The organism is Synechococcus sp. WH 7805, assembly GCF_000153285.1.
GTDB lineage: Bacteria > Cyanobacteriota > Cyanobacteriia > PCC-6307 > Cyanobiaceae > Synechococcus_C.
The window spans coordinates 1,913,008-1,917,131 of the sequence record NZ_CH724168.1; the positions used below are offsets into that span (position 1 = coordinate 1,913,008).

The window sequence follows — 4,124 nt, forward strand, 5'->3', positions numbered from 1 at the left end:
TGAACGAAATAGCAATGCCCTTTCCGGATGTGTGACAGGTCTTGACTGGATTGTGTTCGCTCCTAGCGGCTCAGGCGTCAGACCGGCAGCCGAGGACAGGCATCCACCAGAGTTCGGGTGATCTCTGTCTTCGGGGTGGTCAGAAGCTGATCGCCGGGACCGCTTTCCACGATGTGGCCGCGATCGAGAACGATCAGGCGGTGACAGAAGCCGCTGGCCACCGAGAGGTCGTGGGTCACGAAGATCATCGCCAGCCCCAGCTCTTGCTGCAGCTGGCGAAGCAGAGCCAGCACCTCAGCCTGGATTTCCGCATCAAGCATGCTCACGCTCTCATCGCAGATCAGAACCTTCGGGTTCAGGGCCAGCGCCCTTGCGATCGCCACCCGTTGCTGCTGGCCCCCAGATAGTTGGCGAGGCAGGCGGTTCTGAAAACGTTCCGCTGGTCCGAGTCCCACCTTCTCCAGTAGCTCCCGGGCCCGTTCCCTTGCTGAGGCACGGGAGGTCAAGCCATGGATCAGCAAAGGATCGGCAATGGCATCCGCCACTGTCATGGCGGGATTCAGGCAGGCCAGAGGATCCTGAAACACCATCTGGATGGAACGGCGCAGGGCTCTGGCCTCCCGGCCGCGCGCCAGAAGCAAGTTGCGCTCAAACAGCTGGACCTGTCCGCCGCGAATCGGCGTCAAGCCCATCAGGGCGCGGCAGAGCGTGCTTTTGCCGCAGCCCGAGCCACCCACCACTCCCAGGGTTTCTCCTGCTTTCAACTGAAAGCTCACGCCATCCACAGCTTTCAGCCAGTTAGGCGCCCAGGGCGGCCCCCCCAGGTTGTGCCAGCAGCGGAGCTCCTGTACGTCCAGCACCATGGCTGCCGGAGGGGCTTCTGGGGTCGTGCCCCCCTCCCGAGCTCGGGCCGCCGCCAGTAGTCGCTGCCCCACCCGCGAACTCGGGTAAGTGAGCACCACGTCACTGCGATTGACCTCTGCCACCTGGCCTCCGTCCACAACCGCCATGCGGTCACACCATCGGCAGGCCATGGCAAGGTCGTGGGTGATCAGCAGCAGGGCACTGCCGAGGTCGTCGCAGAGGTCGCGCAGGGCGGCCATCACCTGACCGGCCACAGCTACATCCAGGCTTGTGGTGGGTTCATCCGCGATCACCAGCGGTGGGCTCAGAACGATGGCCAAGGCAATGGCCAGGCGCTGGCGCATGCCGCCGCTGAATTCGTGGGGATAGGCGTTGAAGCGTCCAGCACCGATGCCAACCTGCTCCAGCAGTTCCTCGGCCCGTTCCCGTCGGGATTGAGCATTCATCTCCGGTCGGTGGGCCCGCAGGGTGTCCAGAAGGTGTCCCCCCACGGTCATCAGAGGATTCAGTCGGGTCATCGGATCCTGAAAGACCAGGCCGACCGATTCCCCACGGAGTGCGCGCAGATCAGGAATCGCCAGGCGACGTGGATCACGGCCATTCAGTCGGAGACCGCCTTCGCATTGGCTTCCTTGAGGCAGCAGTTGCAGGGCGGCTCGCGCAACCGTGCTTTTGCCGCATCCGGAGGGCCCTACCAGCGCCAGGCGCTCTCCAGGGTCCAGGCGAAGGTCCAGTCCATCGAGGGTCCAGACGGGGCTGCCCGGATAACGCAGGCGCAGCTGCTGGAGTTCCAGTACGGCCCCAGGTGCGTCGGTCATGGCAGAAGGAAGCGCTAGGGCTCACGGCTACATACCATGGATTCAACTGCCTGGACGGATGCTCAACGCCACCTCCGCACCGGATGTTCAGCCGATCGATCAACGATCCGCTAGCCCTGCCTGCGGTTTGGTGGCGTTACGTGACCGTCAGATCCGTTCGCCTGACGATTACGGCATTGAGCTGCCGTGCTGGTTGCGCGAATGCATCAACCATGTCCCCCCGGGCATCGGCCACAGCTGCCCGACCGATTCGGAAGCCTTACTAGCAGCGGCTTTTGATTTCGCCTTTCAGCTGCACGAAGGACAATTCCGCGCCAGTGGTGATCCCTACATCGTGCACCCCGTGGCGGTCGCTGATCTGCTGCGCGACATCGGTGCCAGTGCCAGCGTGATCGCTGCCGGCTTCCTTCACGATGTCGTGGAAGACACCGATGTGACTCCAGAGCAGCTGGAGAGTCATTTCGGGCCTGAAGTGAGGGGGCTGGTGGAAGGAGTCACCAAGCTCGGAGGATTGCATTTCACCAATCGCACGGAGGCTCAGGCCGAGAACCTGCGCAAGATGTTTCTGGCCATGGCCAGCGACATCCGGGTCGTGCTGGTGAAACTGGCCGATCGCCTGCACAACATGCGCACTCTCGGGGCTTTGCGGGAAGAGAAGCGGCAGCGCATCGCCCGTGAAACCCGCGAGATCTATGCCCCACTGGCGAATCGCCTGGGTATCGGTCGCTTCAAGTGGGAATTGGAGGATCTTTCATTCAAGTTGCTCGAGCCCGAGGCCTTTCGGGAGATGCAGCAGGAGGTGGCCACCAAGCGCAGCGAGCGTGAGGAGCGCCTTGGGGTGACCGTGCAGCTGCTCCGTGACCGTCTGGCGGCGGCGGGCCTAGAAAACTGCGATGTGAATGGACGCCCCAAACACCTTTACGGCATCTGGACCAAGATGCAACGGCAGCAGAAAGCGTTCCACGAGATCTACGACGTCGCGGCCCTGCGCATCCTCACGCCGAGTGTGGAAGCCTGCTATCGGGCTCTGGCCGTGGTGCATGACACCTTCCGGCCCATTCCTGGACGATTCAAGGATTACATCGGTCTGCCCAAGCCCAACGGCTATCAGTCGCTGCACACGGCGGTGATCGGTCGCCACCGGCCGATCGAGGTACAGATCCGCACCCTGGAGATGCACCAGGTGTCGGAGTTCGGGATTGCCGCCCATTGGAAATACAAGGAGGGGGGGTCACCCGCCGCGGGGGGCGACACCGAACGGTTCAACTGGCTGCGGCAACTGGTCGATTGGCAGCAGGAAGGGGGCTCCGATGATCACAACGACTACCTGGCTTCGATCAAGGAAGATCTTTTCGATGAGGAGGTGTTCGTGTTTACCCCCAAGGGTGATGTTCTCGGTTTGCGCAAGGGCTCAACGGCTGTGGATTTTGCCTATCGCATTCATTCCGAGGTGGGCAATCATTGCCATGGCGTCAGGATCAACGATCGCCTCTGCCCACTCTCCACACCGCTGCAGAACGGGGATTTCATCAACATTCTCACCAGCAAAACGGCGCACCCCAGCCTGGATTGGCTCAACTTTGTAGCCACACCAACGGCACGGAATCGCATTCGCCAGTGGTACAAACGAAGCCATCGCGATGAAACGATTCAACGCGGCAAGGAGCTGCTGGAGCGAGAGTTGGGGCGCAGTGGTTTTGACGCTCTGCTGAACAGCGAAGCGATGACCCGTGTCTCTGAACGCTGCAACCTGCACTGCACCGATGATCTCCTGGCGGCCCTTGGATTCGGTGCCGTCACTCTTCATCAGGTGCTCAATCGGCTGCGGGAGGAAATCCGTTTGCAAGCCGATGCGGAGACTCAGCCCCTCAGCAATGAGGATGTGGCCCGCAAGCTGGTGGAACAGGCGGAATCAGCGCCGGTTCGGCAAGACCATGCTGGCGCCGTGCCGATTCTCGGAGTGGAGGGACTTGACTATCGCCTGGGCGGTTGCTGCAGCCCTCTGCCTGGTGAGGCGATTGTGGGCACCGTGGCACTCGGTAACCATGGAATCACCATTCACCGGCAAGAGTGCGCCAATGTGGAGGCGATCCCCAGTGAACGGCGCCTGCCGGTGCGTTGGAATCCAGCCAATGCCCGCAATGGACAGCGCTTCCCGGTGCAGTTGCGCATTGAGGTGATCGACCGAGTGGGCATCCTCAAGGACATCCTGATGCGTCTTTCGGATGGATCGATCAACGTCAGTGATGCGCGTGTGAAAACGACCTATGGCAAACCAGCCCGGATCGATTTGCGCGTGGAGCTGGCTGGTGCCGACCTGTTGCAGCGCACCATGGATCAGATCCGTTCGATGGCGGATGTGCTCGATATCGCGCGAACGGGTCAGGGGTGATTCGCAGCTTTGAAGGTTGCGCTGACCCTGCCCGTTGTGGTTTGGACGGA

At 61.8% G+C, this 4,124-nt stretch carries 2 protein-coding genes; one reads left to right on the top strand and one right to left on the bottom strand.

Annotation, left to right across the window (positions count from 1 at the left end):
- Window positions 1–77: 77 nt before the first annotated feature.
- The gene (locus WH7805_RS09840) at window positions 78–1,682 is read right to left on the bottom strand and encodes an ABC transporter ATP-binding protein (protein ID WP_006042923.1); all 1,605 of its coding nucleotides are present in this window, start codon (window positions 1,680–1,682) and stop codon (window positions 78–80) included.
- Between the two features lie 58 nt (window positions 1,683–1,740).
- Here WH7805_RS09840 and WH7805_RS09845 point away from each other — a divergent pair, with 58 nt between their 5' ends.
- The gene (locus WH7805_RS09845) at window positions 1,741–4,074 is read left to right on the top strand and encodes a bifunctional (p)ppGpp synthetase/guanosine-3',5'-bis(diphosphate) 3'-pyrophosphohydrolase (RefSeq protein WP_006042924.1); all 2,334 of its coding nucleotides are present in this window, start codon (window positions 1,741–1,743) and stop codon (window positions 4,072–4,074) included.
- Window positions 4,075–4,124: the final 50 nt, after the last annotated feature.

What these genes read in the sequence shown, in the direction of transcription:
- WH7805_RS09845 (WP_006042924.1), top strand. Translation starts at nt 1,741, where the DNA reads ATGCTCAACGCCACCTCCGCACCGGATGTTCAGCCGATCGATCAACGA.
- WH7805_RS09840 (WP_006042923.1), bottom strand. Translation starts at nt 1,682, where the DNA reads ATGACCGACGCACCTGGGGCCGTACTGGAACTCCAGCAGCTGCGCCTG.